27 protein-coding genes and 2 tRNA genes are annotated in these 23,979 nt (G+C 64.1%); 19 read left to right on the top strand and 10 right to left on the bottom strand.

What is annotated here, in order from left to right; genetic code table 11:
* Positions 1–8: 8 nt before the first annotated feature.
* A tRNA-Met gene (locus C437_RS10795) sits at positions 9–153 on the bottom strand.
* Positions 154–298: 145 nt separating this feature from the next.
* Here C437_RS10795 and C437_RS10790 point away from each other — a divergent pair.
* Positions 299–1,309, top strand: coding sequence for a DUF7115 domain-containing protein (locus C437_RS10790; protein ID WP_004516987.1), 1,011 nt, complete (start codon positions 299–301; stop codon positions 1,307–1,309).
* A 251-nt stretch (positions 1,310–1,560) separates the two neighbouring features.
* Here C437_RS10790 and C437_RS10785 read toward each other — a convergent pair whose 3' ends face one another.
* Positions 1,561–1,950, bottom strand: coding sequence for a DUF5830 family protein (locus C437_RS10785; protein ID WP_004516986.1), 390 nt, complete (start codon positions 1,948–1,950; stop codon positions 1,561–1,563).
* A gap of 51 nt (positions 1,951–2,001) precedes the next feature.
* Here C437_RS10785 and C437_RS10780 point away from each other — a divergent pair, with 51 nt between their 5' ends.
* The gene (locus C437_RS10780; protein ID WP_004516985.1) at positions 2,002–2,661 is read left to right on the top strand and encodes a TVP38/TMEM64 family protein; all 660 of its coding nucleotides are present in this window, start codon (positions 2,002–2,004) and stop codon (positions 2,659–2,661) included.
* On the opposite strand, the gene C437_RS10775 is transcribed toward C437_RS10780, so the two are convergent.
* Both C437_RS10775 and C437_RS21100 read right to left on the bottom strand, forming a co-directional pair.
* A complete protein-coding gene (locus C437_RS10775) occupies positions 2,639–5,191 on the bottom strand; it encodes a PAS domain S-box protein (protein ID WP_004516984.1) in 2,553 nt (850 codons plus the stop codon). The two genes, C437_RS10780 and C437_RS10775, sit on opposite strands and share 23 nt — an antisense overlap.
* Before the next feature lie 46 nt (positions 5,192–5,237).
* Complete coding sequence (locus tag C437_RS21100; RefSeq protein ID WP_004516983.1) at positions 5,238–5,360, bottom strand: HVO_2523 family zinc finger protein; 123 nt, start codon at positions 5,358–5,360, stop codon at positions 5,238–5,240.
* 105 nt (positions 5,361–5,465) lie between these two features.
* Here C437_RS21100 and C437_RS10770 point away from each other — a divergent pair, with 105 nt between their 5' ends.
* Positions 5,466–6,986, top strand: coding sequence for a sulfite oxidase (locus C437_RS10770; protein WP_004516982.1), 1,521 nt, complete (start codon positions 5,466–5,468; stop codon positions 6,984–6,986).
* Positions 6,987–7,029: 43 nt separating this feature from the next.
* Entirely contained in the window at positions 7,030–7,320 is a 291-nt protein-coding gene (locus C437_RS10765) for a DUF7526 family protein (protein ID WP_004516981.1), read from the top strand.
* 81 nt (positions 7,321–7,401) lie between these two features.
* On the opposite strand, the gene C437_RS10760 is transcribed toward C437_RS10765, so the two are convergent.
* The gene (locus C437_RS10760; RefSeq protein ID WP_004516980.1) at positions 7,402–10,500 is read right to left on the bottom strand and encodes an adenosylcobalamin-dependent ribonucleoside-diphosphate reductase; all 3,099 of its coding nucleotides are present in this window, start codon (positions 10,498–10,500) and stop codon (positions 7,402–7,404) included.
* 566 nt (positions 10,501–11,066) lie between these two features.
* Here C437_RS10760 and C437_RS10755 point away from each other — a divergent pair.
* The 3 genes from C437_RS10755 to C437_RS10745 all read left to right on the top strand — a co-directional run bounded on the left by C437_RS10755 (position 11,067) and on the right by C437_RS10745 (position 14,242).
* A complete protein-coding gene (locus C437_RS10755) occupies positions 11,067–11,624 on the top strand; it encodes a J domain-containing protein (RefSeq protein ID WP_004516979.1) in 558 nt (185 codons plus the stop codon).
* 37 nt (positions 11,625–11,661) lie between these two features.
* A complete protein-coding gene (locus C437_RS10750) occupies positions 11,662–12,345 on the top strand; it encodes a phosphoglycolate phosphatase (protein ID WP_004516978.1) in 684 nt (227 codons plus the stop codon).
* A 265-nt stretch (positions 12,346–12,610) separates the two neighbouring features.
* The gene (locus C437_RS10745; RefSeq protein ID WP_004516977.1) at positions 12,611–14,242 is read left to right on the top strand and encodes a GTPBP1 family GTP-binding protein; all 1,632 of its coding nucleotides are present in this window, start codon (positions 12,611–12,613) and stop codon (positions 14,240–14,242) included.
* Between the two features lie 12 nt (positions 14,243–14,254).
* Here the strand turns inward: C437_RS10745 and C437_RS10740 are convergent, their stop codons facing one another.
* From C437_RS10740 to C437_RS10720, 5 genes are all read right to left on the bottom strand, one after another.
* Complete coding sequence (locus tag C437_RS10740; protein WP_004516976.1) at positions 14,255–14,752, bottom strand: hypothetical protein; 498 nt, start codon at positions 14,750–14,752, stop codon at positions 14,255–14,257.
* A 12-nt stretch (positions 14,753–14,764) separates the two neighbouring features.
* A complete protein-coding gene (gene mch, locus C437_RS10735; RefSeq protein ID WP_004516975.1) occupies positions 14,765–15,697 on the bottom strand; it encodes a methenyltetrahydromethanopterin cyclohydrolase in 933 nt (310 codons plus the stop codon).
* 24 nt (positions 15,698–15,721) lie between these two features.
* Positions 15,722–16,054, bottom strand: a complete 333-nt coding sequence (locus tag C437_RS10730; protein ID WP_049919737.1) for an MTH1187 family thiamine-binding protein — start codon at positions 16,052–16,054, stop codon at positions 15,722–15,724.
* 80 nt (positions 16,055–16,134) lie between these two features.
* Positions 16,135–16,782 (bottom strand): HVO_2922 family protein, encoded by a 648-nt coding sequence (locus tag C437_RS10725; RefSeq protein WP_004516973.1) that lies wholly within the window; start codon positions 16,780–16,782, stop codon positions 16,135–16,137.
* A gap of 141 nt (positions 16,783–16,923) precedes the next feature.
* Positions 16,924–16,995: transfer RNA gene (locus C437_RS10720), tRNA-Gly, on the bottom strand.
* A 349-nt stretch (positions 16,996–17,344) separates the two neighbouring features.
* Here C437_RS10720 and C437_RS10715 point away from each other — a divergent pair.
* The 12 genes from C437_RS10715 to C437_RS10660 are packed head-to-tail and all read left to right on the top strand — an operon-like array spanning position 17,345 to position 23,975.
* Entirely contained in the window at positions 17,345–18,190 is an 846-nt protein-coding gene (locus tag C437_RS10715) for a putative RNA uridine N3 methyltransferase (RefSeq protein WP_004516972.1), read from the top strand.
* 4 nt (positions 18,191–18,194) lie between these two features.
* On the top strand, positions 18,195–19,211 hold the full coding sequence (gene rpl3p, locus C437_RS10710) for a 50S ribosomal protein L3 (protein ID WP_004516971.1): 1,017 nt from the start codon (positions 18,195–18,197) through the stop codon (positions 19,209–19,211).
* A 3-nt stretch (positions 19,212–19,214) separates the two neighbouring features.
* Entirely contained in the window at positions 19,215–19,955 is a 741-nt protein-coding gene (gene rpl4p, locus C437_RS10705; RefSeq protein WP_004516970.1) for a 50S ribosomal protein L4, read from the top strand.
* Entirely contained in the window at positions 19,952–20,209 is a 258-nt protein-coding gene (locus C437_RS10700) for a 50S ribosomal protein L23 (protein WP_004516969.1), read from the top strand. Before rpl4p ends, C437_RS10700 begins: the two co-directional genes overlap by 4 nt.
* Before the next feature lie 2 nt (positions 20,210–20,211).
* Entirely contained in the window at positions 20,212–20,934 is a 723-nt protein-coding gene (locus tag C437_RS10695; RefSeq protein ID WP_004516968.1) for a 50S ribosomal protein L2, read from the top strand.
* Complete coding sequence (locus C437_RS10690; protein ID WP_004516967.1) at positions 20,931–21,353, top strand: 30S ribosomal protein S19; 423 nt, start codon at positions 20,931–20,933, stop codon at positions 21,351–21,353. Before C437_RS10695 ends, C437_RS10690 begins: the two co-directional genes overlap by 4 nt.
* A 2-nt stretch (positions 21,354–21,355) precedes the next feature.
* Positions 21,356–21,823 carry a 50S ribosomal protein L22 gene (locus C437_RS10685; protein ID WP_004516966.1) on the top strand — a complete coding sequence of 156 codons (468 nt, stop codon included), beginning with the start codon at positions 21,356–21,358 and terminating at the stop codon, positions 21,821–21,823.
* Positions 21,823–22,737, top strand: a complete 915-nt coding sequence (locus C437_RS10680) for a 30S ribosomal protein S3 (RefSeq protein ID WP_004516965.1) — start codon at positions 21,823–21,825, stop codon at positions 22,735–22,737. Before C437_RS10685 ends, C437_RS10680 begins: the two co-directional genes overlap by 1 nt.
* Positions 22,734–22,949 carry a 50S ribosomal protein L29 gene (rpmC, locus tag C437_RS10675; protein ID WP_004516964.1) on the top strand — a complete coding sequence of 72 codons (216 nt, stop codon included), beginning with the start codon at positions 22,734–22,736 and terminating at the stop codon, positions 22,947–22,949. The genes C437_RS10680 and rpmC overlap by 4 nt, the downstream gene beginning before the upstream one ends.
* Positions 22,949–23,233: a ribonuclease P protein component 1 gene (locus C437_RS10670; RefSeq protein ID WP_004516963.1), complete on the top strand. Its 285-nt coding sequence runs from the start codon at positions 22,949–22,951 to the stop codon at positions 23,231–23,233. Before rpmC ends, C437_RS10670 begins: the two co-directional genes overlap by 1 nt.
* Positions 23,224–23,577: a 30S ribosomal protein S17 gene (locus C437_RS10665; RefSeq protein WP_004516962.1), complete on the top strand. Its 354-nt coding sequence runs from the start codon at positions 23,224–23,226 to the stop codon at positions 23,575–23,577. The genes C437_RS10670 and C437_RS10665 overlap by 10 nt, the downstream gene beginning before the upstream one ends.
* Complete coding sequence (locus C437_RS10660; protein ID WP_004516961.1) at positions 23,577–23,975, top strand: 50S ribosomal protein L14; 399 nt, start codon at positions 23,577–23,579, stop codon at positions 23,973–23,975. The genes C437_RS10665 and C437_RS10660 overlap by 1 nt, the downstream gene beginning before the upstream one ends.
* Positions 23,976–23,979 lie beyond the last annotated feature (4 nt).

Raw genomic sequence — 23,979 nt, 5'->3', positions numbered from 1 at the left:
CTGGAAAATGCCCGGGGAGGGCTCCGAACCCTCGATCTCCGCATGGCCCAGGTCTGGGGCGTGACGAGCGCCCCGGGGTCATGACGGGTGCACTGCCGCATGAGTCGAAAGACCCTATGAGTGCGGCGCTATGTCCAGCTAAGCCACCCGGGCGCGGGTGCATTCAGGCGTTGGCCGTTAGCCGTCTTGAAGGTTCTCATCTCCGCCGGGACTGTGGGGCAGTCCCACGCCGCGGGCGACTCATCGGTGCTGATACTCGACCCGCGGATTTAAGCCATCACGCAGGTATGCAGGCAGTATGGAGATACCAGACCTCGTCCAGCAGGAACTCGGGGACGAGGAGATCCGGGGCGGTGTCAACCTCGGCGACGAAGATGCGGCCTGTTTCACACCGACCCGGACGCTCGTCTACCGCGGTGAGGGCCTTCTCAGCGACGAGAAGGTCGCCAGCTATCCACACGACTTCGAACGGCTCACGGTCTCGGAAGGCCGACGCAAGACCAAGTTCTCGCTCAGCTACACCAGTGAGAAGCTTGAGCTGTCCGTTCCCGGCAACCGCGGTGACGCCGTCCTCGAACGACTCCTCGAAGGCAAGCTTGCTGTCTCGGGCGGCATCGCCCCGGACGAAAGTCTCGCCGGCGTGTTCCGGTTTAGCGAACTCACGCTGGTGGTCACCGACCGCCAGCTGCTCAAGCACATCGGCAACGTCACTTGGGACGCCGACTACGAGGCGTTCTCCTTCGACGACGTGACGGGTCTAGAGTTCGAAGAGGGCAGCGTCGCTACGGCTGTCGTACTCTCGTTTAACGAGCGGCCAGAGCGCATCAAAGCCCCGTCCGAGGAGGCACCGATGGTCCGGAAAACACTCGAAGAGGCCCTGTTCGCGTATCATGAGGTTGGTTCGCTGGCTGAGCTCAACGCCGAGGTCGGGGCAGACCCTGAGGAGAGTGCTAGTGACGCCAGCAACGGTCTCGGCCTCGAATCCGGTATCGACCCGCTTGTGAGCAACGACGAGGAAGGCAGTGATGATTCCGAGACTGAATCCGCGAACACCAGCACGCAGGCCGCGACCTCATCGACCAGTGCACAGGGGACTACCGCCGAAGCCACGACGGAAACACGATCCACTGACACAGCCGGCCTAGACACCGACTCGGTCGAGCCGGACACCGGTGCAGACCCCGATATCGCTGAACTCGAAGCACAGGTCGCCGAGCTGACCGCCGCTGTTGAAGCTCAGAACGAACAGCTCCAGAAGCAAGAGCGCACGATCAAGCAGCTCATCAAGGAACTCCGGCAAGGCCGCTGAGACTGCTGTTTCTGACGGAGTCGGAAATTTGAGACCACGGTCACGCTCCTTTGCTCGCGGGTCGTTCCTCCCCGCTCGCATAATCGAGGGCCGCTCTCTGCGGTCGCGCCCTTCGCTGCTCACGGCTCCGTTGGTCGCCGTTCGCCTAATCGAGGCCGTGGCCTCTGTCGCGGCCGCGACCTCGCTGCTCGCGGCTCACTTCGTTCACCGCTCGCATAATCGAGGGCCGCTCCCTGCGGTCGCGCCCCTCGCTACTCCCGCCCTAACACTTTCCGAATACACGTCGATCCAAACGGCCCCAGTTCGCCGCCGTCGAACTGGACGAAGTGGCCCGTACTGATGGCTGCGCCACAGCGCTGACACGAGAAGTCCCCCTCACGGACAGCGACATCGCTGTCGAAGTTCACGTACGACCCCTGTGACCGCGGGCGGACGACGCCGTTCTCGCGTTCGATGAGCCCACGCATCACTGCAGTGTCGAGTATCTCACGCTGGACCTGCGGATTGGTCGTCACCGTCTCGATACGGTCGAGCGCGTCGGCGACGGACAGCTCCCCGTGTTCCAGATGGGCGAGCAGTTCGACGCCGAGTTCGACCGGGTCACGCGTCTCGGACACAATCGGCGTTTCAACCCCGAGCAACGTAAAAGATACCACAAAGCGTTTGTCGATTGCTACCGCTCAATCGGGTAGATGGACCGCCTCGCGAAGCGACAGCTGGTCGGGACCGCCGGGTTGGTGGTAGTCGTCGCCGTTGCGACGACGCTGCTTACACCCGAGTGGGTGGTAGCCCAGACGATGCATCTTGCCGACCATCCCGTCTACCTCGCGGGCGTCATCGTCGGGCTGTATCTGGTCCGACCCTTTTTCGCGTGGCCGACGATGCCGCTGTCCGCGTTCGTCGGGTTTGTCCTCGGTGTCAAGTACGGCTTCCCGGTCGCGCTAATGGGCGCACTCGTTACCTGCCTTATCCCCTATCGGTTCGCGCTCCGGGCCGGCGAACAGGGCGGGATGTTCGGCTGGCTGGGGGATTCTGGCCGTCAGATCATCGAGGTGACCGGCGAGACACGAGGCGTCCTCGCGGCGCGGCTCTCACCGGTGCCCGCGGACCCGGTGTCCTATGGTGCCGGATTCGCTCGCGTCTCGCCACGTTCATTCGCTGTCGGGACCTTCCTCGGTGAGATTCCGTGGGTCGCCGTCGAGGTTGCCGCGGGCGCGTCGCTACGGTCGCTGACGCTCACTGGCCTCACTATCGACGCGCTCCCACACGTCCTGTTGCTTTCGGCGGCGCTGGCCGTGCTAGTGCTTGCGGGACCGGCCTATCGCCACGTCACGGCTCCGAACTCGTCGTGAACTCGAACCGCGCGCCACCGCTTTCACTTTCTGTCGCCGACACCGACCAGCCGTGAGCCTGTGCGACCTCAGCGACGATTGCCAGCCCGAACCCGGTCCCGGCGTCGCTTGTAGTGTAGCCGCGGCCGAACACGTCGTCACGTTCTTCCACTGGGATACCGACGCCGTCGTCAGCGACGTAAAAGCCGGTATCCGTTGTCCCGACAGAGACGGTGATCGGGGCCGCGCTGTCGTCGGCCTCTGGCCGACTGCCCGTGGACCCGTGTTCCACACTGTTTCGGAACAGATTCTCGAACACCGTACGGAGCCGTGCCGCATCGGCCTCGACCGTCGCCGTGCCGTGTTTTTCCAGCCTAGCCTCGTCTGTCTCGACATCTGCCCAGGCCTGCCCAGCGAGAGCGACGAGGTCGACCATCGTCGTCTCGCCGACCGTATCACCCTGTCTGGCGAGCGTCAACAGATCGTTGATGAGTTCGTCCATCCGGTCGGCCGCCGACTCCGCCGCCTCGAGGTGTGATACGTTGCCTGACGTCCGGGCGACCGATATCCGCCCTTTGACCACGTTCAGCGGGTTTCGGAGGTCGTGGCTGACGACGGATGCGAACTCCGAGAGCTGTCGTTCCCTGTCTTTTCGGTCGCTGATATCGCGGATGACGCCCGCCGTGCCGTTGAACTCCCCGTCTACGGCTGGAAGCAGCGCAATGTGGATCTCGATAGGGGTGTGGTCCCCGTTCTGGTCGACAATATCCGTTTCGAAGGTCACGTTCTGCCGGGTCGGATCGGATAGCATGGTCCGGATGAGCTCGCTGCCGCGGTTGATGTCCTCGCCGGCCATGATGGTGGAGATATGTTCGCCGATGAGCTCGCCCGGTTCGAACCCCGTCAGCCGCTCTATCGCCTCGTTCACGTAGGTGAACACCCCCTCCTCGTCGAGGGTGTACACCGGATCGCCGACGGCCTCGATGATTGTCTCGTAGCGTTCGAGTTCTCGCTCGCGTTGCTTGCGTTCTGTCGTCTCGCGCATCACGCCGACCGAGCCGTCGAAAGTCCCGTCCTCGTCGAACAGTGGTGCGATTCTGTCCTCGTTGATCCGGACTGTCCCGTCGGCGGATATTGTCCGCATCTCGTAGGCCGCCCACGTCCGCTCGTCGTCGTCAAGCAAGTCATGGATGAGTGCTGTCCCACTTTCGACATCCGACGCAGGCATGAACCGGCCCGGTTCCGAGCCGATAATCTCCGAGCGGGCGTACCCGAGATGGGCGGCCATCGCCTCGTTTACCATCTCAATTGTCCCGTCCCTATCGAGGACGTACATCGGGTCCCCGACGTTTTCAACCAGCGTCCGGTACTCTTTGAGCTCTCGCTCCCGACGCTTTCGCTCAGTGATGTCGCGGCCGATGCCGGCAATCCCGAACAGGTCACCGCGCTCGTCTTCGATGAGCGAGCCCCTGAACTCGTACTGGAGGCGCTCGCCGTCAGCTGTCTCGACACCCGCCTCGATAGTTCCGTACCCGGTCTCCAGCGTCGTCTCGAATATCCGCCATAATTTCTCGTGGTCGGAATCGACGATGAGTTCCCCGATGTCCATCGACGCTAGCTTCTCGTTGGTGTAGCCGGTCACCGACGGGACAGTATCGTTCCACCGGACCAGACTTCCATCGGTACCGACCACGTAGAACATATCGTCGACGGAGTCGATGAGCTTCTCGGTAAACGCCCGCTGATTCGCAAGCTCTCGTTCACGCTCTTCTCGGGCAGTTACGTCGGTGATGAATCCTTCGAGGACCTCGACGCCGTCGTCGTCAGTGCCGACGACACGCCCGCGCTCCCACATCCAGCGGGTCTCACCTTCGGCCGTCTCGATCCGGTAGGAGACTTCAAACGGCTCGTTGGCGGCGATACAGGTCTGGACCGTCTCCCAGAGACGCTCTGTCTCGGAATCCTTTATCAGCGTGCCCCAGGACACGTCGCCGCTCTCGAGCGCCTCCGAACTGTAGCCGACCAGCTCCGCTGCGCCGTCGCTGACGAACTCCATCGGCCAGTCAGACTCGTTCCGTGCGCGATACACCATGCCCGGGAGGTTCGAAATGAGCGTCGACAGCATCCGCTCGGACTCTTCGAGCGCTGTTTTCGCCCGGCGCTCTCCCACAGCCCGCTCGATACGGTTAGCAAGCACGGCGTACTGGTCCGTTCCGACCCCCTTCTGGAGGTATTCGGTGACGCCGGCGGAGATCGCGTCGCTCGCGATTTCCTCGTTTCCCTTGCCTGTAAAGAGAATAAACGGTAGCCCCTCGTACTCCTCGCGAACGACCTTCAGAAACTCGAGTCCGTCCATGCCCGGCATGTCGTGGTCGCTGACGACACAGTCGAACGTGTGCTCGGACAATCGCTCTAACCCATCTGTTGCGCTTCGCTCAGTACAGACAGAGATATTTTCGTGAGTTCGTTCCAGATGGACCGCAACGAGGTCGCCAAGGTCGGGGTCGTCGTCGACGTGCAGCACCGAAATCTCGTCCCCGTGACCACTCATATCACTTCTTTCGTCGTTCCAAGATATTAAACCCGCGAGCGTCTTGTCAGTAAAACGTGTCAGCGCAGTCATACACGACGCCGTGTTCCGGACAGACGTACTTGCAGTGTCGGTGGTACATTGCCCGTTCACAGAGCGGACAGGGCCGGCCGCCGGGGTGCTCATCCATGATTCCGTAGAGCAGCCCCGCTCGCTTGTGTCTTCCGGAGTTTCGGAACGGATTCTGGGCGAAATTGGAACAATCCCTTTTGGGGGGTAGGCCGTCAGTTCACCCATGACTGACGACCTTCTCGACTCGCCCGGCGGGCGGCTGCTGGTCAGCATCGCCGCAGCCGTCGCGGGCCTGGCCGGCTCATATGCGGTCACCGGCTACGCACCCACGTTCATCGCGTCGCCTATCGAACGAACGCTCGCGCGGTCGATGCCCGGAATCGTCGTTTCGACCGCTATCTCGACGCTTGGCAGTCTCGGCCAGCAGCTCAATCTCCTCCTCGCTACCGCCCTCGCGGGGCTGTTCATCGCGCTGGCGGCCAGAGCAGCCATCCTCACCGGCCAGTTGGCGAACAATCGCGCTCTTCCGGTCGTCGGAACGGCTGTCGTGACCTGGGTCGTCAGCGTCGTTCTCACCGGCGAGGTCATCCTCGCCGCCGGCCCGGCGGTTCCCGCCGCCGCTGTCGTCGGACTCGCGCAGGTGCTCGACAGATTCGGTGGGCAGGCGTCGCCTCTCTCCTCAAAACGCAGACGGGCGCTCTCGACGGTCGGCGTGGCCGTCGGCGCGGCGACAGTCGGCTACACGACTGGCAGCCAGCGGTCGATCGCTGCGACGGGTGACGATGCGCCCGCACTCACTGCGCCGGGGGCTGATCTCGACGACGTCGATGAGAAACTTGCCGCCGCGGCAGACTCCACCTTGGACCTCGGCGACATCGACCCGCTGGTCAGCGAGAACTTCTATGAAGTCGACATCAACTCCATCGACCCGGAGCTCTCGGCCGACGACTGGTCGCTGTCGATTACCGGTGCTGTCGAGGAGGAAGTCACACTCACCTACGAGGACCTGCTAGAGATGGACGCCGAGAACCGGTTCGTGACGCTGCGCTGCGTGGGCGAGAGTCTGAACGGCTACAAGATGGACACCGCGCTGTGGACTGGCGTTCCCGTCGATAGCCTCCTCGAAGAAGCCGGCGTCCAGAGCGGCTGTGAATGTGTCATGCTCCGCGCCGACGATGACTACTACGAGGAGTTTCCAATCGACGCGCTCCGGGGCGGGATGCTCGCCTACGGCATGAACGGGAAGATTCTCCCGCGCGGCCACGGCTACCCCGTCCGGGCGCTGGTCCCCGGCCACTGGGGCGAGGTCAACGTCAAGTGGCTCTCTGAGATTGAAGTGCTCGACGAGGAAGCCGACGGCTACTGGGAGAAACGCGGCTGGCAGGGGACCGGCCCCGTCAATCCGGTCGCGAAGCTCCACCACGAATCCATGCTCTCGGACGGCCGTCGGCGCATTGGCGGCCACGCCTACGCCGGCCTGCGCGGCGTCCAGCGCGTCGAGGTTTCGACTGACGACGGCGAGACGTGGACGGATGCGAACCTCTCCGAGCAACTGCCTGCGGTCAGTGGCGACGGTCCCGCCGAGGACGCGTGGCGACAGTGGGAGTACACCTACGACCCGCCCGAGGGTGGTCACACCGTCGTCGTCCGGATGGTCGACCAGCGCGGCGAGGTCCAGCCCGAGGCAGAGACTGATTCCTACCCCAGCGGTGCCTCGGGCTGGGTGTCGAAGCAGTACTCGTAGTGCAAAGCGAGCGGCACATACCGCTGTAGTCGCTACCGTGCGTATGGACGAGACGATTGCGGGCGAGGTCATCCACGTCGTGGAACCGGCCGACCACGAAGACTACGACTTCGAGCCCGAGATGGCGTCGCTCGCGGACTCACGCTATGTCATCGTCTGCCGCAAGGGCGGGAAGCCGTCGTGGCTCGAACGGATAGCGGCCTTTCTGCGCCGCCAGCCCATCGAGCCGGTGACGCTCGTCGCAGATTCGGCGGCTGAGGAAGGAACAGAAATCACCGCGGCCGTCGAGGAAACAACGATTGCCGGCGTGTACGACGTGTCTGAGTTTCGGTAGCAGGCGCTCGTCGACAGCAGACCTGAAAAAGAAACGTCGTCAATCGCGGTGAAAGCCGGCTCCGTGTGTCACGCGACTACGTCAGCACTCGGACCAGCCACAGGACTCGCAGGTCTTGCACCCCTCTGAGTAGTACAGCGACAGCGAGCCACAGTCAGGACACTCCGGGCTCTCGCCGGCGTCGATGATGTCCTGCTGGTCACCGTTCGTGTCGGCTGCGGCGGCCGCGCCGCCGTCGGTCTGGGTCTGCGTGGCGGTCTCGCCTTCAGCTTTTTCGGCGGTTTCCTCCAGCGTGGTCTGGTCGGGATAGGCCTTGTCGACGTCGCCGTCGAGGTAGCGACGCAGGGCCGTGCCGATGGCGTCCGGGATGGACTGGATCTGCTCGCCCTTGTCCCAGGCGACCTTCGGCGACCGGATGCCCTGCAGTTCGTCGGCAATCTCTTCGGGGTCGACGCCCGAGCGGAGCGCCGTCGAGATGGTCTTCGCCAGCGCCTCGGTGAAGGAGGCGGTGAAGCCACCGGAGTTGCCGATGTTGGCGAACAGCTCGAACGGCCGGTCGGCCTCGGGATCCTCGTTGATGTTGACGTAGAGCTTCCCGTAGCCGGTGTCGATGCGCTGTGTTACGCCGTGGAGCACGTCCGGTCGGGTCTGCTTCTCGGCGTACTCGGCGTCCCCGTCGGCGACGCCAAGCACCTGTTCGATGGAGTCGTCGATGGCCGCCTGAACGGCATCGTCTTCGAGGAAGCCTTCGATACCGCCGAAGACCTCCTCGATCTGGGCGACGATCTCGTCGGCGTCCATATCGGAGAACTCGGTGTTCTGGGCGCGTGTCGTCAGCACCTGCTTGCTGCGGGTGCCGTCGCGGTAGTAGGTGACGCCCTTGCCGCCGTGGTCGTAGATGTACTCGAACACTTCGGCGGCGTCGTCGACGGTCGAGTCGTTTGGCGCGTTGACCGTCTTCGAGATGGCTGAGTCGACACCTTCCTGGCAGGCCACCTGAATGCCGGCGTGCTGCTGAGCGGAAAGGTCGCCCGTCGTGACGAACAGCTCGCCGATGGCGTCGGGCACGGTCGTCAGCCCGTCTACGCCGTCGAACTCGTTGTTAGCCATCTGCTCCTGGGCCTCCTGTTTGACGGCCTCGACGTCGATGTCGTTGTCCTCCAGCGCACGGAGGAAGTAGTCGTCGAACTCCACGAGCATCTCGTCGCCCTGCACGTCGCCGGAGACGTTCTTGTAGTAGGCGACGTTGTAAATCGGCTCACACCCGCCCGTCGTGTTGCCGATCATCGAGGTCGTCCCGGTCGGGGCGATGGTCGTGGTGTTGTGGTTTCGGATGGCGTAGCCGTCCGCCCAATCGTCGGCGTCTTCGCCGGTCTGCTTCTCGAACCAGTCGGCGTACTCCGTCGGGTTCGCGTACTTGGAGTTCTCCCACTCGGAGAAGACACCACGTTCCTCGGCGAGTTCGTGACTCGCGGCCTTGGACCCGTGGTTGATGTGTCGCATCGTCTGGCGCGCGATCTCGTTGGCCTCCTCGGTCCCGTAGGCGACACCGAGCTGAATGTACAGCTGGGCCAGCCCCATGATACCGAGGCCGATCTTGCGCATCTCCCGAACCTTCTGTTCGATCTTCTCGACCGGGAAGTCGGACATCGTGACGACGTTCTCGAGGAAGCGGGTACCGAGTTCGATGCGTCGGTCGAACTCGTCCCAGTCGATGGCGTCTTCGAGGAACGCGTCGATGGCCGCTTCGGTCGAGTCGTATTCGTCAGCGTGCCGGTCCGACCAGACGCGCCAGTCCGGCGCGTCCGTGGCGGCCAGCGTCGAGAGGTTGATGTGCCCGAGGTTGCAGGCCTCGTACTCCTCGAGGGGCTGTTCGCCACACGGGTTCGTGGCGAGAATCTCGTGGTCGGGATGCTCTTCCACGTCGAAGGAGTGCTGTTTGTTCACCCGTTCGAGGTAGATAACGCCGGGCTCGCCGTTCTCGTGGGCGCCCTCGACGATGTCGTCCCAGAGCTCTTCGGCCGGGATCGAGAGTTCCTCGCCGACCTCGACGTGTTCGCCGAGGCCGAACATATCGTACAGTTCCTTTGTCTCCTCGGTGACAATATGGGCCTCGCCCGTTCGCGGGTTCGTGAACGTGAACTCCTCGCCGGCCTTCAGCGCCTCCATGAACTCGTCGGTGACGCCGACGGAAATGTTGAAGTTCGAAAGGTGGCCCTCGACGGCGTTGCGGAGGTGCTTTGGCACCTTACCGTCGTCGTCGATGAGTTCACGGGCCTCCTCCAGTGCCTCGGCGAAGGAGTTGTGCGTGAAGTCGTCCGGGTCGTTCAGGCGAAGCGTCTCGGCCAGCGAGACGTCCTTGTTCTTGGCGTGGATGAACTGGATGACGTCCGGGTGAGAGACGCGCATGACACCCATCTGGGCCCCGCGGCGGGCGCCACCCTGTGCGATGGTCTCGCACATCTGGTCGTAGGTCCGCATGAACGTGATGGGCCCGGAGGCGATGCCGCCGGTCGAGCCGACGGGGTCGCCGTACGGTCGGAGTTTCCAGAACGCATAGCCCATGCCGCCGCCGGACTGGAAGACCTGTGCGGCCTCCTTTGCGGTCTGGTGGATGTCGTCGATGTCATCGGCCGGCGAGTCGACGAAACAGGCCGAAAGCTGCTGGAGTTCGTCGCCGGCGTTCATCAGCGTCGGCGAGTTCGGCATAAAGGAGAGCTGCTCCATCTGCTCCCGGAAGGCATCGGCGGTCGATTCGACGTGCTCGCGGACGCCCTCAGGCAGTTCCGGCACAATCGTCTCGTAAGCGAACTTGTTGACGTTGTAGACAGAGAGTTCGGTCTCGACGTCGTCGTCGACCGACGTGCCCTTGCCGAACACCTCGTCGGCGAGTTCGTCGCGGCGCGGGTGGTCGGGCTTCAGCTGGTCCGGCGAGACGTGTACGTCAACCGCCTGCTTGTTGGCCTCGAACACGGCCTCGGCGAGCGCGATGTTCCTGGCGACGCGGTCGAAGAGGTCTTCGGGTTGCTCAATGAGGTCGCCGTTGGCATCCTTCCGGAGGTAGCGAGCCGGAAGAATGTTGTGGTAGGCGTTGCCTGTGAGTCGCTCTTCAATTGTGTCACCGTCGGTACGTTTGATCGGGAGCGTGATCTCGTCGGCGGAAAGGTCGCTGTTACTCATCGCCCGCTCCTCCTCCCGACAGCGGCCGTCTGTCGGTCGATACCCCTCGTCGTAGCTACCCGTGATCCTGTCATTTCTGGCGGCGAATACGTATTCATCGATAGCGTTTAATCCTTCTTGTCTGCGATTCGGCGGCGGCCGCAGCGAACTCGAAAGTCGTGGCTACGGTGCTCGACGAACTGTGCTGGTGACGCGTGAAACGATAGCCGCGTACAACGGAATAGATGCCGTCGGTTCTTCTTAATACTGTCTAGACCGAGGTGAAAGTGAAAACCCACCCCAGTGAACCACCAGACGTGAGCGAGATATCCAGTAGAAACGAGCGGGGGTTCAGGGGGAGTAATAGACGCTCACTAACAGTCCGTAGGGGAGTAGTAAGGCCGTGTCAGACGTACTGCCGTGGTGCGGTTTTGGCAGAACTTGTCTATCAGCCCGTGCGGTGTCGATTCAGTGTGTCGGTGCGCCGTTGTAACTCCGGTGTGGTCGCCCGCTATCGAACCCGGTACACGAACGAGTCGGGCGTGAGAGGCGGGACGCTTACAGGCCTGTGGACCGAAGACAGGTGCGTGCAGTACGATGGGCTCACCAAGGGAATCGCAGTGGTGTTCGGAGGCCTGACAGTCGTCCTGACAGCGGTGGGTCTTCTGATCAATCCCGCGGTGCTCTTTCTGGCGCTCATGTTCGGCGTGTCGACGTATTTCATGTACTACCATCTCAGCGGGAAAATGGCCGCAAACCTCTACGAGCGTGTGGAGCGACAGGCGGCACAGAACACGGGGACCGGCCGCCGCGGTGGGTTCGGGGCCGGCCCACGCGAGGAGTGGGAACCGCCACGGGACGGCCGCCGAGCGCGTCGCTCGCGAGCGACTCAGGGCGGGCAACGCCGCCGCCGACAGCGCAGCCAGACAGCAGGCGGCCGGCAGCGCCGACAGCGTGTCCAGTCATCGGGACCGAGTCCAGCAGAGGCCTACAGGCAGTTAGGCCTTGATCCGGATGCGGACCAGAGTACGATCAAGCGCGCCTACCGGGAGAAAGTCAAAGAGGTCCATCCCGACACCGACAGCGGGAGCGAGGCGGAGTTCAAGCAGGTGCAAGCGGCCTACGAGACGCTGACCGACGATTGACCGCAATTTCCATATGCGGTGCTCCGAACCCAGACGTATGGACAACGACGCGCCGCCGCTTATTGTCGACATCGACGGGACGTTGACCGACGAGAACCGCGCAATCGACCCTCATATCATGCCAGTCCTCCACGAGTGGCCTGCACGTGTTGTCATCGCCACCGGCAAGGCAATGCCGTTCCCGATTGCCCTCTGTGAGTTCCTCGGTATCGAACGGACGGTCGTCGCCGAGAACGGCGGCGTCGTGTTCGTCGAAGCGACCGACGAACTCAGGCTGGAAGGCGACCACGAGGCGGCACTAGCGGTCGGCGAAGCCTACCGCGACCTGGGTCACGACCTCGGCTTCGGGCAGATCGACCTGGGGAACCGGTGGCGCGAGACGGAACTTGTCGTGTCGCTCGATCAGCCGCTCGAACCGCTGGAGGAGCTGGCCGCAGCGCGCGGGCTCGTCGTCCTCGACACCGGCTTCGCTTACCATGTGACGGACCCGGTCGTCGACAAGGGGACGGGTCTCGAAGCGGTGTGTGCGGAACTGAATCTGGAGCCGGAGGCGTTTCTGGCGGTCGGCGACTCGGTGAACGACGCCCAGATGTTCGACCTGGCCGGCGAGGCCGTAGCCGTTGCTAATGCCGACGAGACGGCGCTCGAACGGGCCGACCGGGTGACCGATGCGAGCTACGGTGACGGCTTTCTCGAAGCGGTTGCGCCCTACCGGAACTGACGGTCCTGTGACCGACGTTTAGACCAGCCGCTGAACGGAGTGGCAAACAGGTGACGCCATGGCCGGAGCAGACACGCGGAGCGGCACCACACAATCGCGAACTCCGCGTGGCAGTTCAGTCCACGAGCCGTGCTGGCCACGTCATCGGGTATAAATATCCGTCCGAGTACTACTGTGAGAGACACACTCAGCCACCGGATTCAGGAGGGCTCTGGAGGCGTAAATCCGGGGAAGGCTTATATCTGCCCCACAGTAACCAAGGGGTATGAGCCCCGACCGGGCTGTCCTCCGGCGTGCGATTGACCGCGGCGAGCGGGAGGGCGGCAGCGTCGAGTTCAAAGAACGGCTCACCGAAAACCTCCACCTGTCCGAGGGGCGACTTGAATCCCTCACGGCCCAGCTCCGCCACCGCGTTCTCTCTGGGGACGGGGAGGCGACGTACGTCGTCGGCGTCACCGACGACGGCGGTCTCGCCGGCATCTCGCCGGCGGAGTTCTCCGAATCGATGGACGTACTCAGCCTGCTAGCAGAGGAGGCGGGCGCACACATCGAGGATGTCAAAACATGGGGTGTCGACGGTGTCTCGGACAGCGGGGCGACCGACACAGACGGTATCGTGGGTGTCGCGACGGTCTCTGAGGGGTCGGTCCTCGCGGACGACGACCACATTGTCGTCGGAACCGCCGGACACGTCGACCATGGGAAATCCACCCTCGTGGGGTCGCTGGTCACCGGCGACGCCGACGACGGCGAAGGCGGGACACGCGGCTTTCTGGATGTCCAGCCGCACGAAGTCGAGCGTGGACTGTCGGCAGACCTCTCATACGGCGTCTACGGCTTCGACGACGACGGGGAGCCGATTCGCATGGACAACCCACATCGGAAGGACGACCGCGCTCGCGTCGTCGAGGAGTCCGACCGGCTGGTCTCTTTCGTCGACACTGTGGGTCACGAGCCGTGGCTTCGGACGACGATTCGCGGTCTCGTCGGCCAGAAACTCGACTACGGACTGCTGACGGTCGCAGCTGACGACGGCGTGACAGAGACGACGCGGGAACACCTCGGTATCCTGCTGGCGACGGACCTGCCGACGATTGTCGCTATCACCAAAACCGACCTCGTCGACGAAGAACGGGTCGCCGAGGTCGAGCGCTCCGTCGAGCAGGCACTGCGAGAGGTCGACAAGACGCCGCTCCGGGTGGAGCGCCACGGCGTGGACACGGCTATCGACGAGATCTCTGAGACTGTCGTCCCCGTCGTCACCACCAGCGCCGTCACGAAGGAGGGGCTGGACGACCTCGACGAGATGTTCGAGGCGCTGCCGAAGACCGCCGGCGAGGTCGGCGACTTCCGGATGTATGTCGACCGGACGTACAACGTTCAGGGGGTCGGCGCGGTCGCATCGGGCACCATCAAATCAGGCGAGGTCGAAGCCGGCGACGAACTGCTCCTCGGACCGATGCAGGACGGGAGCTTCCGCGAGGTCGAGGTCCGGTCAATCGAGATGCACTACCACCGGGTCGACGAGGCCAAGGCCGGGCGCATCGTCGGTATCGCGCTGAAAGGCGTCCGCGAGCAGGACATCGAGCGCGGGATGGTCCTGCTCCCGAACGACGCGGACCCGTCGCCGGTCCGTGAGTTCGAGGCCGAGGTGATGGTGTTGAACCACCCCACTCGCATCGGCGACGGTTATGAACCCGTGGTCCACCTCGAAACGGTCAGCGAAGCCGCGGCATTCTACCCGGACGGCGGGCAGTTGCTCCCGGGCGACGCCGGCACGGCCCGGGTCCGATTCAAATTCCGCTCCTATCTCGTCGAGGAGGGCCAGAAGTTCGTCTTCCGCGAGGGGAGTTCCAAGGGCGTAGGCACCGTCACAGATATCGACCCGGCGGAGTAGCGGCCCGCCGTTTTATCGAGCCGTCCCGTTTTCCGAGGGTTGTCGGTAGCCATCAGCTGTTTTCTCTACGAGCCCGAACGTCGTGGCCCACTCCAGCAGATTCGTGACGCGCTCCAGCCAGATGGCCTCCCAGTCGGCGTGCCGCTCGCGCTCCCAGCGAGGAACCTCGCTTCGGAGCGCGTCGAACGCGGCGTCTGCGGCTACCGGCTGCGGACCGAGCGCGCCGAGGAGTACGTCGACGCCGAAGACAGAATCCTCGAACGCTCTCGCGAGGGCCGCCCGGTCGAGGTCGGTCCTCGTTCGGTAGTAGCCCCGCTCGCTCTCGGCGACCAGCCCCAGCGCCTGCAGGAACACCAGGTACTCCCGGGCCGTTTCGCGGTCTGACACGTCAGTCGCCGTCTGTATCGCTCGACAACAGTCGGCCTCGCTGTCGGGGACAAGCGGAACTGCGTCTCTTGCCGTCTCCAGAAACGAGCGCGAGCGAGCTGGTGGTGCGACCTTGTAGCGCATACCAGACTACGATTACAGGCCGAAACTCTCGGTTAACACGCCCTCGCTCGTCTCACCGACCACGTGCGTGTCGCCGCCGACGACATCGATGGTGACCGCGGCCGGGCCGAACAGTTCGACGGGGAGCTCCGAGAAGTCCCAGTCCGCGTCCTCGAAGACGCCTTCGAGCGGCCTGCCGTACTCTCGGGCGGCGACGGACGGCACCTCGTCGAAGCGGTCGAAAGACTCGTCGACGGTGAGGTGGACCTCGCTGCCGTAGGCCAGCGCGTCTGTGGTCCGGGCCATCGCCGTGGCCTCGTCCCCGGCGACCGGCGCGACCGGTGCGCGGCCAGTGGCCGACAGCACCGACACCGGGTCGAAGCCGAGTTCGGCCAGCCGGAAGACAGCCAGTTCGGCGGCCCGTGCCGCGGCGACGACGCTCCCGGTGACACTCGCTGTCGCAAAGGACGGCAGGAACACGCCCGTCTCGGGGACGCCGGTGCGCTCTGCCACCTGACTGGCGACGGCTTCGTCCGGCAGCTCGTCGGTTTCAAGCGCCAGCACAGCGAAGTCGGCGTCCTCGCGATAGCCGATGCGCTGGAAGGCCTCCTCCTCGGCGACCAGCGCGCGTGCAGGACCGCTGCCCAGCGCTTCGAAGTCGTCGACGGCCAGCTCCCAGCCGCCCTTCTGGGAGCACAACAGGGCCAGCGCCGGGTGGTCCGTCGACAGTTCGACGTGGTTCAGCGGCGCGCCACCGACGGTGTTCATCGTGGACTGGACCGTTGCCAGTCCGGCCGTCTGGATTTCCGCAAGTAGCATGCCGGCCTCGACAGCGCCGGGGACCTCGACGCCGAAATCGAGGACTGCGGCGTCCCCCTCCAGCGCGTGTACGTCTATCGTGAGTTCGTCAGCGAAGTCGATGGCCTCGTCAACGAGCTCCGTGGCCATCCGATTGAGACTGTCCATACGCCGTCTTTGGCACCCTTCCCTTTAATCTCCGCCTTCGGCCGCGTCGCTTCTGGCCGCCCGACCGAGATGCTCTTCGACGGCGTCGACCTTGTCCTGTGCCTGCTGGTCGACGGTCCGTTTGTCGTCGATTTTCAGGAATGTGCTCACACGGTCGGTCTGCTCGCCGACGGCCTCGTGGGCGGCATGAGTGGCCGCGAACAGTTCCTCGCTGTCTTCTGCTTCGATTATCGTCCCCATCGGCGTCGTCTCGTACTCGACGTCGAACGCCTCAAGCGCCGCGACGGCGTCAGCGACGTGCGACGACATACTGTCTTCGATGACCGGTGCGACCGAGAGAAACCCTATGCAGGTCATACTGATGCCCACGCGCGCCCGAGACCTAACCGCTGTGGTGCTCGCCTGTGGACTGCCGAAAAAGTCGCTGTTCGAAGCGCTTACTCGCTGTCCTCAACCGGTGCCCCGCGAGCGTTCGTCTTCACGCTCTGGAGTCCTTGCTTCGCTTTCTGCTTAGAGGCGTACCCCTGCCCGCAGTCGGCGATTATCTCCCCGTTATCGTGGCGGAGCCGCCAGCGGGCCTTGTCCTCACTGTCTTTGAACAGTTCGAACGTGGCCTTGCTGCCGCCGTCGTCGGGCGCGTCTTCGTCTTTGGACTCGTCGACGACGTACGCGCCGGGCGCGTTGTTCTTGACACTTTCTAGCCCTTGGTTTGCCTTCTGCTTGGAGGCGTAGCCCTCGCCGCTGTCGGCGATGATGTTCCCGTTGTCGTGAACGAGTCGCCAGCGGTACTGCTCGGCGCTGTCCTCGTACACCTCAAAGGTCGCCTTGCTCGCGACGACCTCGGTCTCAACCTCACCCTCCGTTTCGTCCCACTCCATGTCGATCTCGAGGCTGACAGTACCGTCCTCGCGTTCGACTTCGACCTCGAAATCGGCCTCGGCCGGCGGGTCGACCGTCACAGTCTGTTCCTCGTCGGCCGGGGCCGGCTCGCCGCGGCTGAGTCTATTCGCCAATCGTCGGAAGTACGACGCGATTCCTCTGCGACTTCGCTTCTCCTGTGACTCGTGGACCGTCTCGTCTGTCATGTGATATCACTGTCGACGGGATAACAAATAATGATGTCTCCACCCGTTGGCGAGACAACATTTTCTCGGACGTTCACGACAGCGCAGAGATAGTCTCCGGCGACGCGACTCGCTACGCTCGTCGGTTTGCGTCGACAGAAATGCGCTGGCTGGGATTTGAACCCAGGTTGTGACCATGGCAAGGTCACGTGATACCAACTACACTACCAGCGCTCACTTCGGCTGCACTGCCCTTCGCGACCGTGGGTCGCTCAGCACCAGTGCGCAACGCCTCGTTGCAATCAAATCTGGCGGGGGTGAGAGTAAAAAGCCTTCCGTTTTCCGGGGAAAAATCATGGGATGTGAGGGCAATCGCCGTCCTCGCTGACGGCCCGAGCATGTGATGCTGTCACGGGACACGCTCTTTCGGAAGCGGCAAACCGGCCACCGTGCGTATCGCTCCCGAACCGGCATGACGGACCATGTGAACGCGACGCATCGCGAGCACGAAACGGGGTCTTTTTAAGCCCGGGAAGGGGAGATATCGGCACAGTCTAGTGGCGCGACGTGGAAGCGTCACGGCATGACGACCAGCGTACTCGTGCCGTCTTCCCTCACACGGGAAGCCGAAGACAGACGCGAGGCAACTCGCAAGCTCGGTTACGTGGCCCGCGCGGCCGCGGTCTACCGGGTTGATCGGCTGATAGTGTACCCCGACCCAGATGGGGCGGGCAAGTGGGAAGACGGGTTCGTCGAAACCGTGCTGCGGTACGCCGCGACGCCCCCGCACCTCCGAAAGGAGATGTGGGGTAAGCGGGACGAACTGGAGTACGTCGGCGTCCTGCCGCCGCTCCGCGTGCGTTCACAGACCGGCTCCGGATCTGAGGGTTCGGGGTCGTTAAGACAGGGAATCGTGACCGAGGTCGGAGCTGATGGGCGCGTCCGGGTCAATTGCGGCATGCAACACCCGATCTCCCTTCCCGTCCCAGCGGATATGGACGTGGAACAGGGGGAGCGCGTGACCGTCAGGGTCTCTTCGCGACGGCCGGTCCGGGCGAAACTCGTCGACGCCCCCACAACGGGATTCGACGTTGTCGCCGCGGACCTCGATGCGGCACTCTCGCGCGACGATGCCGGGCTCACTATCGCGTCCTCGCGATACGGCGAGCCGGTAACGTCGACCCGTCTCGGCCAGCTGGCCGAGCGGCGCGACGCCGAGGGCGGCATGACCGTCGCCTTCGGGGCACCCGAGCGCGGGTTACCGTCGATACTCGACGTTGCCCCGGACGCCGTCGGGGGAGACCAGACGAGCGACGAACCAGAAGGGTTCGACCTCTGGCTGAATACGGTTCCGAACCAGGGCAGTGAGGTCGTGCGAACGGAAGAAGCTCTGTTCGCCTCCCTCACCTGTCTAACCCTCACGGAGTAAACGAATGCCACAACCAAGCAGACCACGCAAAGGCTCAATGGGCTTTGGCCCGCGCAAGCGCTCGACGAGCGAGACCCCTCGCTTCAACAGCTGGCCGTCTGACGACGGGCAGCCGGGCGTCCAAGGGTTCGCCGGCTACAAGGCAGGCATGACACACGTCGTGCTCGTCAACGACGAACCCAACTCCCCCCGCGAGGGGATGGAGGAGACTGTCCCCGTGACAGTCATCGAGACGCCGCCGATGCGCGCCGTCGCCCTGCGAGCGTACGAAGACACGCCGTACGGTCAGCGTCCGCTGACGGAAGTCTGGACCGACGAGTTCCACTCGGAACTCGACCGGACCCTGGACGTTCCGGAGGACCACGACCCGGACGCTGCTGAGGAACAGATACGCGACGCTCACGAGGCCGGTGACCTCGGGGACCTGCGAGTTATTACGCACACCGTCCCCGACGCCGTCCCGAGCGTCCCGAAGAAAAAGCCCGACGTGATGGAGACTCGCGTCGGCGGTGGGTCCGTTTCGGACCGCCTCGACCACGCCCTCGACCTCGTCGAGGACGGTGGCGAACACGCCATGAACGACATCTTCCGCGCCGGCGAGTACGCTGACGTGGCCGGTGTCACGAAGGGCAAAGGGACGCAGGGTCCCGTCAAGCGGTGGGGCGTCCAGAAGCGGAAAGGCAAGCACGCCCGTCAGGGATGGCGCCGACGGATCGGCAACCTCGGTCCGTGGAACCCGTCCCGTGTGCGCTCGACGGTCCCCCAGCAGGGGCAGACCGGCTACCACCAGCGCACCGAGCTCAACAAGCGCCTCATCGACATCGGCGAGGGCGACGAGCCCACCGTCGACGGCGGTTTCGTCAACTACGGCGAGGTCGATGGGTCGTACACGCTCGTGAAGGGCTCCGTGCCCGGTCCGGACAAGCGCCTGGTGCGCTTCCGACCCGCGGTGCGTCCGAACGACCAGCCGCGCCTCGACCCCGAGGTGCGCTACGTCTCCAACGAATCGAATCAGGGATAACCTATGCAGGCAACAATCTACGACCTGGACGGCAACACAGACGGCGAGGTCGACCTGCCGGACGTCTTCGAGACGCCGGTTCGGTCCGACCTCATCGGCAAAGCTGTACGTGCCGCACAGGCCAACCGGAAGCAGGACTACGGGTCCGACGAGTACGCCGGCCTCCGAACGCCGGCCGAGTCCTTCGGTAGCGGCCGCGGGCAGGCACACGTCCCGAAGCAGGACGGCCGTGCCCGCCGCGTCCCGCAGGCGGTCAAGGGGCGAAGCGCCCACCCGCCGAAAGCCGAGAAGGACCGCTCGCTCGACCTCAACGACAAGGAACGGCAGCTGGCCGTTCGCTCGGCGCTGGCCGCGACGGCCGACGCCGACCTCGTCGCCGACCGTGGCCACGAGTTCGACCGTGACGAAGTGCCCGTCGTCGTCTCCGACGACTTCGAGGACCTCGTCAAGACGCAGGAAGTCGTCTCGCTGCTGGAGGCGCTCGATGTCGACGCCGACATCGAACGCGCCGACGAGACGAAGATCAAGGCTGGACAGGGCTCGGCCCGTGGACGGAAGTACCGTCGTCCCGCCTCGATTCTCTTCGTGACCAGTGACGAGCCGTCGACGGCCGCCCGCAACCTCGCGGGGGCCGACGTGGCAACCGCCAGCGAGGTCAACTCGGAGGACCTCGCGCCCGGCGGCGTGCCCGGTCGACTCACAGTATTCACGGAATCCGCACTCGCGGAGGTGGCCGAGCGATGAGCTGGGATGTCATCAAGCACCCACACGTCACGGAGAAGGCCATGAACGACATGGACTTCCAGAACAAGCTCCAGTTCGCCGTCGACGACCGCGCCTCCAAGGGCGAGGTCATCGACGCCGTCGAGGAGCAGTACGACGTGACAGTCGTCAAGGTCAACACGCAGAACACGATGGACGGCGAGAAGAAGGCCGTCGTTCGTCTCTCCGAAGACGACGACGCTCAGGAAGTCGCCTCCAGAATTGGGGTGTTCTAACGATGGGACGACGAATCCAAGGACAACGGCGCGGCCGCGGGACCTCCACATTCCGCGCTCCGTCGCACCGTTACAAGGCTGATCTGGAGCACCGCAAGGTCGAGGACGGCGACGTTGTCGCCGGCACGGTCGTCGACATCGAGCACGACCCTGCCCGCTCGGCTCCGGTCGCTGCCGTCGAGTTCGAAGACGGCGACCGACGACTCATCCTCGCGCCGGAAGGCGTCGGGGTGGGTGACGAGCTACAGGTCGGCGTCAGCGCCGAGATCGCACCCGGGAACACGCTCCCGCTGGCGGAGATCCCAGAGGGGGTTCCGGTGTGTAACGTCGAATCCAGCCCCGGTGACGGTGGGAAGTTCGCCCGCGCGTCGGGTGTCAACGCCCAGCTGCTCACCCACGACCGCAACGTCGCGGTCGTCAAGCTCCCATCCGGGGAGATGAAGCGGCTTGACCCGCAGTGTCGCGCCACCATCGGCGTCGTCGCCGGTGGCGGCCGAACTGACAAGCCGTTCGTGAAGGCTGGCAACAAGCATCACAAGATGAAAGCGCGAGGGACCAAGTGGCCCAACGTCCGCGGTGTGGCGATGAACGCCGTCGACCACCCCTTCGGTGGCGGTGGCCGCCAGCACCCCGGCAAGCCCAAGTCCATCTCGCGGAACGCCCCGCCTGGCCGTAAGGTCGGGGACATCGCCTCGAAGCGAACAGGTCGAGGTGGCAACGAATGAGCTCAGAATATCAAATCGGCCACGAAGGAGAGTTCTCCTTCCGCGGCCACACGCTCGACGAGCTGCAGGAGATGGAGCTCGAGGAAGTCGCGGAACTGCTCCCCGCTCGACAGCGGCGAAGTATCGTACGCGGCCTGACCGAGGAGAAACACAAGCTCCTCGAAAAGGCCCGCGAGGCCGGCGAAGAGGAGACAGCCAACGACCCGATCCGGACGCACCTGCGCGACATGCCGGTGGTCCCGGAGATGGTCGGGCTGACCTTCGCCGTCCACGACGGCCAGAACTTCGAGCGCGTCAAAGTCGAGCCCGAGATGCTCGGCCACTACCTCGGTGAGTTCCAGCTCACACGGAGTAGCGTCGAACACGGTCAGGCCGGTATCGGAGCGACACGCTCCTCGAAGTTCGTACCGCTCAAATAATCATGGGAATCAGTTACTCAGTCGAAGCCGACCCGGACACGACGGCCAAAGCGATGCTCCGGGAGCGGCAGATGAGCTTCAAGCACAGCAAGGCCATCGCCCGCGAGGTCAAGGGCAAAACGGCCGGCGAGGCTGTCGACTACCTCGAGGCGGTTATCGAGGGCGACCAGCCCGTTCCGTTCAAACAGCACAACTCGGGCGTCGGCCACAAAAGCAAGGTCGACGGCTGGGACGCCGGGCGCTACCCGGAGAAGGCCAGCAAGGCCTTCCTCGACCTGCTGGAAAACGCAGTCGGCAACGCCGACCATCAGGGCTTCGACGGTGAAGCCATGACGATCAAGCACGTCGCCGCCCACAAGGTCGGCGAGCAGCAGGGTCGCAAGCCCCGCGCGATGGGGCGTGCCTCGGCGTGGAACAGCCCACAGGTCGACGTCGAACTCATCCTCGAAGAACCGGAGGCCGACGAATAATGGCCGACGAACAACAGTTCATCGAGGACGGACTTCAGCGGACCCAGATCGACGAGTTCTTCGCAGAGGAACTCGGTCGCGCCGGCTACGGCGGCATGGACGTCGCCAAGACGCCGATGGGGACCCAGATCGTGCTCAAAGCCGAGAAGCCAGGGATGGTCATCGGCAAGGGCGGGAAGAACATCCGGAAGATCACGACGGAACTCGAGGACCGCTTCAACCTCGACGACCCACAGGTCGACGTGCAGGAAGTCGACGAGCCGGACCTCAACGCCCGCATCGTCGCGGACCGACTGGCCAACGCCTTAGAGCGTGGCTGGTACTTCCGCAAAGCGGGCCACACCACCATCGACCGTATCATGGAGTCGGGCGCACTCGGCGCAGAGATCGTCCTCTCCGGAAAGGTCACTGGTGCACGCTCACGCGTGGAGAAGTTCAACCGCGGCTACGTCAAGCACAACGGCGAACCCGCAGAGGAGATCGTCGACAGCGGTGTCGGCGTCGCCGTGATGAAGCTCGGCACCATCGGGGTCCGAGTCAAGATCATCCCGCCGGACGCGGAGCTCCCCGACGACTTCGAGATCTACGAGGATGTCGATGTCGAGGACTACGTGGCCGACACCGACGGCGAGTCCGTCGAGGAACTCCTCGAAGGCGAGCCTGAAGACAGCGAGACGGCCGAGGAACTCGACGAAGACGTGGCCACCGGGGCCGACGACGAGTCCGAGGCTGACGAGGAGTTCGTCGACGAGGAAATCGTCGAGGAAGACGTCGAAGTCCCGACTGACGACGATGTCGAGGACGTCGATGTCGACGAACTCGAAGACGCTGTCGACGAGGAACTCGACGAGGACGTCGAAGCGGAAGCCGAAGAGCTGATGGACGAAATGGACGAGGAGGGTGACGACGAATGACCGTTCTCCACGTCCAAGAGATTCGGGACATGACGCCCGCCGAGCGCGAGGCGGAACTCGACGACCTGAAGACCGAACTGCTGAACGCCCGGGCCGTGCAGGCCGCGGGTGGTGCGCCGGAGAACCCCGGCCGCATCAAGGAGCTGCGGAAGGCCATCGCCCGCATCAAGACGATTCAGGGCGAAGAAGGCGACCTGCAGGAGAACGAATAATGCCACTGACACCCGAGACGCTCCCACGACACGAACTCGTCGGCCTCGACTGCGAGGTCGTCGCGGCGTCCAACCCGGACGCCGTCGGTATCAGCGGAACTGTCGTCATGGAGACGACACAGATGCTGACAATCGAGGGGGCCGACCGGGTGTGGCACGTGCCGAAGGACAGCGCGACATTCGCGTTTGACCTGTCGACCGAGACGGTTCTCGTCGATGGCGACCGACTCGTCGCGCGTCCCGCTCGTCGCACAGAGAACACAGGAGATTCACTATGGCGCTAGGACTGAACGTACAGGAACCGGAGGACACCTGTGCCGATCAGAACTGCCCGTTCCACGGAGAGCTCTCCGTGCGCGGACAGACACTGAACGGCGAGGTAGCCTCCACTGACATGGAGAAGACCGTTGTCGTCGAGCGCGAGTACGACGTGAAGGTGCCGAAATACGACCGCTTCATGAAGCGGCGGAGCCGCGTTCCGGCTCACGCACCCGATTGTCTCGACCTCGCGGTTGGTGACACGGTCACGATAGCAGAGTGTCGACCGCTCTCGAAAACGAAAAGCCACGTCGTCGTTAGCGCGGGCTCGGATGAGGCCGCGAACGACGAACAGGACGGTGATGCCTGATGGAAGCACTCGGTGCTGACGTCACGCAAGGCCTGGAGAAGGGCTCGCTCATCACGTGTGCGGACAACACGGGAGCGCGCGAACTCAAGGTCATTTCCGTCCACGGCTACTCGGGAACGAAGAACCGCCACCCCAAGGCTGGGCTGGGCGACAAGATCACGGTCTCGGTCACCAAGGGGACGCCCGAAATGCGTCGCCAGGTGCTCGAAGCCGTCGTCGTCCGCCAGCGAAAGCCGATCCGTCGACCCGACGGCACCCGCGTCAAGTTCGAAGACAACGCGGCCGTCATCGTCGACGAGAACGAGGACCCGCGCGGGACCGAGCTGAAAGGTCCCATCGCACGGGAAGTCGCACAGCGATTCGGCAGTGTGGCATCAGCAGCGACGATGATCGTATAGAACC

The organism is Haloarcula vallismortis ATCC 29715 (assembly GCF_000337775.1).
GTDB classification, from domain to species: Archaea; Halobacteriota; Halobacteria; order Halobacteriales; family Haloarculaceae; genus Haloarcula; species Haloarcula vallismortis.
The sequence above is the reverse complement of the archived record's forward strand: the minus strand, read 5'-3'. Positions and strand labels throughout refer to the sequence as shown.

Bases quoted from the DNA above. Each gene is read 5' to 3' on its own strand.
- C437_RS10790 (WP_004516987.1), top strand. From the start codon at position 299: ATGGAGATACCAGACCTCGTCCAGCAGGAACTCGGGGACGAGGAGATC.
- C437_RS10780 (WP_004516985.1), top strand. From the start codon at position 2,002: ATGGACCGCCTCGCGAAGCGACAGCTGGTCGGGACCGCCGGGTTGGTG.
- C437_RS10775 (WP_004516984.1), bottom strand. From the start codon at position 5,191: ATGAGTGGTCACGGGGACGAGATTTCGGTGCTGCACGTCGACGACGAC.
- C437_RS21100 (WP_004516983.1), bottom strand. From the start codon at position 5,360: ATGGATGAGCACCCCGGCGGCCGGCCCTGTCCGCTCTGTGAACGGGCA.
- C437_RS10770 (WP_004516982.1), top strand. From the start codon at position 5,466: ATGACTGACGACCTTCTCGACTCGCCCGGCGGGCGGCTGCTGGTCAGC.
- C437_RS10765 (WP_004516981.1), top strand. From the start codon at position 7,030: ATGGACGAGACGATTGCGGGCGAGGTCATCCACGTCGTGGAACCGGCC.
- C437_RS10760 (WP_004516980.1), bottom strand. From the start codon at position 10,500: ATGAGTAACAGCGACCTTTCCGCCGACGAGATCACGCTCCCGATCAAA.
- C437_RS10750 (WP_004516978.1), top strand. From the start codon at position 11,662: ATGGACAACGACGCGCCGCCGCTTATTGTCGACATCGACGGGACGTTG.
- C437_RS10745 (WP_004516977.1), top strand. From the start codon at position 12,611: ATGAGCCCCGACCGGGCTGTCCTCCGGCGTGCGATTGACCGCGGCGAG.
- C437_RS10740 (WP_004516976.1), bottom strand. From the start codon at position 14,752: ATGCGCTACAAGGTCGCACCACCAGCTCGCTCGCGCTCGTTTCTGGAG.
- mch (WP_004516975.1), bottom strand. From the start codon at position 15,697: ATGGACAGTCTCAATCGGATGGCCACGGAGCTCGTTGACGAGGCCATC.
- C437_RS10730 (WP_049919737.1), bottom strand. From the start codon at position 16,054: ATGACCTGCATAGGGTTTCTCTCGGTCGCACCGGTCATCGAAGACAGT.
- C437_RS10725 (WP_004516973.1), bottom strand. From the start codon at position 16,782: ATGACAGACGAGACGGTCCACGAGTCACAGGAGAAGCGAAGTCGCAGA.
- C437_RS10715 (WP_004516972.1), top strand. From the start codon at position 17,345: ATGACGACCAGCGTACTCGTGCCGTCTTCCCTCACACGGGAAGCCGAA.
- rpl3p (WP_004516971.1), top strand. From the start codon at position 18,195: ATGCCACAACCAAGCAGACCACGCAAAGGCTCAATGGGCTTTGGCCCG.
- rpl4p (WP_004516970.1), top strand. From the start codon at position 19,215: ATGCAGGCAACAATCTACGACCTGGACGGCAACACAGACGGCGAGGTC.
- C437_RS10700 (WP_004516969.1), top strand. From the start codon at position 19,952: ATGAGCTGGGATGTCATCAAGCACCCACACGTCACGGAGAAGGCCATG.
- C437_RS10695 (WP_004516968.1), top strand. From the start codon at position 20,212: ATGGGACGACGAATCCAAGGACAACGGCGCGGCCGCGGGACCTCCACA.
- C437_RS10690 (WP_004516967.1), top strand. From the start codon at position 20,931: ATGAGCTCAGAATATCAAATCGGCCACGAAGGAGAGTTCTCCTTCCGC.
- C437_RS10685 (WP_004516966.1), top strand. From the start codon at position 21,356: ATGGGAATCAGTTACTCAGTCGAAGCCGACCCGGACACGACGGCCAAA.
- C437_RS10680 (WP_004516965.1), top strand. From the start codon at position 21,823: ATGGCCGACGAACAACAGTTCATCGAGGACGGACTTCAGCGGACCCAG.
- rpmC (WP_004516964.1), top strand. From the start codon at position 22,734: ATGACCGTTCTCCACGTCCAAGAGATTCGGGACATGACGCCCGCCGAG.
- C437_RS10670 (WP_004516963.1), top strand. From the start codon at position 22,949: ATGCCACTGACACCCGAGACGCTCCCACGACACGAACTCGTCGGCCTC.
- C437_RS10665 (WP_004516962.1), top strand. From the start codon at position 23,224: ATGGCGCTAGGACTGAACGTACAGGAACCGGAGGACACCTGTGCCGAT.
- C437_RS10660 (WP_004516961.1), top strand. From the start codon at position 23,577: ATGGAAGCACTCGGTGCTGACGTCACGCAAGGCCTGGAGAAGGGCTCG.